5 protein-coding genes and 1 pseudogene are annotated in these 4,206 nt (G+C 47.3%); 2 read left to right on the top strand and 4 right to left on the bottom strand.

Translation table 11 applies throughout. The features are described from left to right. Positions 1 to 259: hypothetical protein (locus tag C7K08_RS12930; RefSeq protein WP_241537263.1), on the top strand; the 259-nt coding region annotated here is incomplete at its 5' end. A gap of 413 nt (positions 260 to 672) precedes the next feature. Then, complete coding sequence (locus C7K08_RS12935) at positions 673 to 1,662, top strand: ArdC family protein (protein WP_106500981.1); 990 nt, start codon at positions 673 to 675, stop codon at positions 1,660 to 1,662. Positions 1,663 to 1,792: 130 nt separating this feature from the next. On the opposite strand, the gene C7K08_RS15280 is transcribed toward C7K08_RS12935, so the two are convergent. From C7K08_RS15280 to C7K08_RS16165, 4 genes and pseudogenes are all read right to left on the bottom strand, one after another. Further along, the gene (locus C7K08_RS15280) at positions 1,793 to 2,179 is read right to left on the bottom strand and encodes a hypothetical protein (RefSeq protein WP_133165276.1); all 387 of its coding nucleotides are present in this window, start codon (positions 2,177 to 2,179) and stop codon (positions 1,793 to 1,795) included. Positions 2,180 to 2,462: 283 nt separating this feature from the next. After that, positions 2,463 to 3,419 (bottom strand): HNH endonuclease, encoded by a 957-nt coding sequence (locus C7K08_RS12945; protein ID WP_106500983.1) that lies wholly within the window; start codon positions 3,417 to 3,419, stop codon positions 2,463 to 2,465. 171 nt (positions 3,420 to 3,590) lie between these two features. Next, positions 3,591 to 3,725, bottom strand: a complete 135-nt coding sequence (locus tag C7K08_RS16680; protein WP_272867441.1) for a hypothetical protein — start codon at positions 3,723 to 3,725, stop codon at positions 3,591 to 3,593. Positions 3,726 to 3,908: 183 nt separating this feature from the next. Next, positions 3,909 to 4,206, bottom strand: a pseudogene (locus C7K08_RS16165) (hypothetical protein); the annotation flags it as partial.

Genomic DNA, 4,206 nt, shown 5'->3' on the forward strand with positions numbered 1-4,206 from the left:
GCAGAGTGGCGCGTTCTGGGTGTTCTTCTCTATTTTTCCCATGGCAGCTCCCCAAGGCCCTTTTTGTAATATCCGTCTGCTGATCGTGCATCGTTATGCACCTGGCATCAAAAAAGGTGGTGCTCAGCCCTGCAGCATTGAAAACTTTGGTCGCCGCGGTAAGCCCGTTAAAAAGCTGCGTTTTATTCCAGCTGAGAAAGCATTTGCCTATGCATCTAAGTTCCAAGGAATGCCCGGCTGTACGGTTTCAGTTATCTAGGCCCTAGGGCCATCTAGGGGGCTCCGGCCCCCTTTTTTGTGTTCGTGCTCTCCACCCCCTCCCTCCCGGTCGGGGTTACGAGCACTCACCACATGGGGCCGCGCCCCAAAATCTACCCTTTGGGTCTAAAAGGCCAAGAAGYAAAARAGCARAAGAATGGCCGGCAATGGGATGYAGAGAATTGACATCGGGTGCGGGGCCGGCGCTATTAACTGTTGCCTTAGGTGCATAAATCCAGCATTCATAGATCTAGGTGATACAAAACAACGTGATAGGGGTACACCAAAAGCAAATGTTTATTCGTCACGCAGGTTTCTGCATTGTTTCGATATGGCGCAAGGGCTAAGGCAAGTTCGCTGCGCGAACCCTTGCCCTCATATCGAGTCACAAGGCAGTCCTGCGTTTCCTCGCAAATGTCTACTGCCAAGAAAAAGTTTAATGGCCCCACGCCAGAAGAAAAGATCGTTGCTGGTTTAATTGAATTGATGGAGGCAGGTATCGCGCCTTGGCGTAAGCCTTGGGCAGAAGATGGCTGCTCAGGGCATCATGTAAATCTTTTAAGCGGCCATCAATACCGAGGCTCCAATGTGATCTTGCTCACGATCGGCATGCACGTTAGAGGTTCAGCATTGCCCTATTGGTGCGGCTACGCAGAAGCGAAAAAGCTGGGGATTACCCCTAAGAAAGGTTCTAAATGCGCTTATATCGTGCGCCCGCAATTAAACCGTTATGAAGAAGAAGGCGCTGCCTTGGCTGATGGCAGCAAAGGTGATCCCAGCATCAAAGAATGGATGGCCTTTAAGCCCACCGCTGTATTCAATGCCAATGATCTAGAAGGCGAGAAGCTTGAGGAATTGATCAAGCTGCGTAAATTCCAGGCTGGCTATCAAGTAAAGCCAGAGCCAGAGCGGCTAGAAAATGCAGAAGCTGCCTTAAAAAGCTGGAAAGTTCCAGTCAGCTTTGGCGGTAATCAAGCTTTTTACGCGCCTGTTATTGATCGGATTCAGTTACCCGAAAGATCAGCCTTTAATACCCCTGCTGCATTTTGTGCCACCTGGGCCCATGAAGCGATCCATTCCACGGGCCATCACTCAAGGCTTGATCGCGATCAGAAAGGAAAATTTGGCTCCAAAAGCTATGCCGTAGAAGAGCTAATAGCTGAATTAGGCGCAGTTTTGCTCGGTGATCGATTGGAAATTGGATCTGAAATTGAATCCCATGCAGCTTATTTAAGCTATTGGATTGGGCTATTAAAAGAAGAGCCAAAAATTCTCTTCCAGGTAATGCGTGATGCAAATGCAGCATCAAAGCTGATTTGGCCGGAGGAATTAAATGCTCCATTTGATCCCATCCCAGTAGGTAGTGATCGGCAGCTTGCGGCCGTGTCGCTAGTGGCTTCATAGGCCGCCGAGGGCCAATGGCCGTGGCAATGGGGAGTAGCTTCTGCTCCCCTAAATAGGTCTTTACTGCTGATAAAGCCCCAAATCATTCTCGCAGCATTGCATCACCTCAGATAGATCAGCCAGCATTGACTTACTTTTCGAAATAGTATGTATTACCTCTGGAACTGCGAACAGCAAAGCCGCTGCTCATACGTGTCACCATGTAAGTGCCCCAGGTTGTTCTGCCTTCTTTCCTTTCGGTAATCAATATTTTGCCGCAACGGCGAGAATTGCTGGGCTCATTTTTTTTGCTGCATTCCCAATCGTTGCCAACCATCTCAAGCTCAATTTTTTTACCGTCTTTTGCGTAAGTAACGTTTATAGATTGGCCTTCTCCAGTTAGTCTGCAGTTCTCCCATGTGCCGTTAAAACTACAACTGTTGGGATAGTCGGTTGCCTGTGCATGGGCTGAAGCTGAGAAGATAGAAAGAGCAACAACAGAAGGTGCTAATAGAAAAGGACGAAAACGAATGGTCATGATGTTTTGCGGATGGTTGGAAGGTAAATCGCCGATGGTTCAGAGTTAACTATATAATTAAAATATTTCTGCAATACGTGGCGGTAATAACTACACAACTGATGAAGAAATTGCAGTGACTAAGCAACAAGCACTTAAAGACAAACGGGTGGCAAAAAAACAACTCGAGCAATGGCAATCAGTCCACCCGCATGTTTTGCCCCCTGAAGCAGATAAGGCGGCAAGGAAGCGATGCCAACAGCTTCTCAGTGGCGGATATGGTGCGATTACCTGGGTGGAGCTATTAGGCGAGAGGAAGCTGATTGTTTGAGATCATCCGCTGCATTTCCTCTATAGTGAAAGGAGTCTCTTTCCTATGATGAATGACGGCATGACAATTAGGACAGACTGGTTTTAAGTCTTTGATTGGGTTCACTTCATATTTTTCACCTATATCCTTCAGTGGAGTCAAATGATGAACGACCATAAATCCTGCTGCTGTGGGGCCGTATTTTTCAGCGAATGCAAAATCGCACACGACACATCGCGCCCCATAATGTTCAAGGCACTCATTTCTAGCCTTTCGATTACGCTCATACTTTGTTACTATAATCTGTGTTGAAGAGCCTTCGTATCTGACTTTTGAGGCCACTTCTTCAGTAAGGGGAAAATCCTCAGATGGATATTCATCCTCAGATAGATCTGCATCCTCCGGCACCACATACAAAGACGGAATATTGCGATCCAATTCATGCTTCAGATATAAAATAACAGCTGGCTGATCCAATCTCCTGCTACTTTTTCTGAGCGACCTATCCGCTAATAGGCCTAGGAACGCAAAGTGAAGATCTTTGAGAGGCGGCCAATCATCATCATGAGATTTTGATGGTTTGTAAAATCCATTCTTAGAAATAACGTTCCCAGAAGTATCTTTATAATCTTTGTACTCTCCCTTGTCCCACTCCCATACCGGCAAAGCTTCGATGTTCTTGCCAATCTCAGGCGATTTTTCCAGATTTTTCTTATCTAACGGAAGCCAAACACAGTCCTTCTCAATTGTCAGCACAACGTAATTGCCAGCGTAAAGTCTCACTGCTGGAATTTTTTTATCATTGCATTGCACTCCCCAGAGCGCTGGCTTAATTTCATTTAACTTCTCTATTGAATCCGCAAAGATACAAAGGCACTTATGTCTAAGTTCTTTATCAGGAATAATACTTTCTACAAGTTGGCTTACTTGCTCAATCTCAGTAAATGCCATTTCCTAATTTGTTATGAGGTGAAGTGAAGTGAACGCAGTTTAGTTGGTTGCTATGGAGCAAACACCTGAGCGGAGCTGCTAGGGGAGCGCTAGGCGCAGAAGGTCTTCACTGCTGATACAAACCTAAATCTTTCTCGCAGCACTGCATCACCTCCGAGAGATCCGAAAGCATTAACCGCAAACGTGGATGCTTTTCAGGATTAGAAACTGGAGCTGGGCCGCTGCTGTAAGCCGCAAGCTGAGATCTTCCAGGCCAAGCAAAGCAGCGCTGAAGGTTTCTGTGGTGATTGAGCCGGTGGTAAGCATGGCAGTGGTGTAACTGCTGCCAGTGTTCCCCGTTCTGTGCAGATGTTGCGTTTGCTCGCAATAAAAAATCCCCCCGTTAAGAGAGGACTCTTGAATAGGCAACAGCTGTATTCAAAGAAAAGGCAATTCCCTTGAATACAGCTTGCTTKGGSYCTTGGCCCCTGGCCCTTGGCCCTATGGCCCTTAGTTCAATACGTAGACATCACCGGTAACGCTTTCTAGGTAAAGATCACCAGGWACTGATCCRGGAACATCTGTTGGYGCGCCARYWCCAGTAAACCAACCAGTACCACGTACACCTTGSRYRCCAGCAGGGCCTTCTACACCTTGAGCGCCAGCAGGGCCAACTTCACCCTGTGCACCCTGGATGCCTTGTTCACCAGCAATACCTTGGGGGCCTTGAATTGAGCCACCATCTACCCATGCTTTGGTGGTGTCATCCCATACACGCAAGCTGTCATCTGCTTGCACGATGTAGGCA

Source organism: Synechococcus lacustris str. Tous, from assembly GCF_003011125.1.
In the GTDB taxonomy this organism is placed as follows: Bacteria; Cyanobacteriota; Cyanobacteriia; order PCC-6307; family Cyanobiaceae; genus Synechococcus_D; species Synechococcus_D lacustris.

What these genes read in the sequence shown, in the direction of transcription:
- C7K08_RS16680 (WP_272867441.1), bottom strand. Translation starts at nt 3,725, where the DNA reads ATGCTTACCACCGGCTCAATCACCACAGAAACCTTCAGCGCTGCTTTG.
- C7K08_RS12945 (WP_106500983.1), bottom strand. Translation starts at nt 3,419, where the DNA reads ATGGCATTTACTGAGATTGAGCAAGTAAGCCAACTTGTAGAAAGTATT.
- C7K08_RS12935 (WP_106500981.1), top strand. Translation starts at nt 673, where the DNA reads ATGTCTACTGCCAAGAAAAAGTTTAATGGCCCCACGCCAGAAGAAAAG.
- C7K08_RS15280 (WP_133165276.1), bottom strand. Translation starts at nt 2,179, where the DNA reads ATGACCATTCGTTTTCGTCCTTTTCTATTAGCACCTTCTGTTGTTGCT.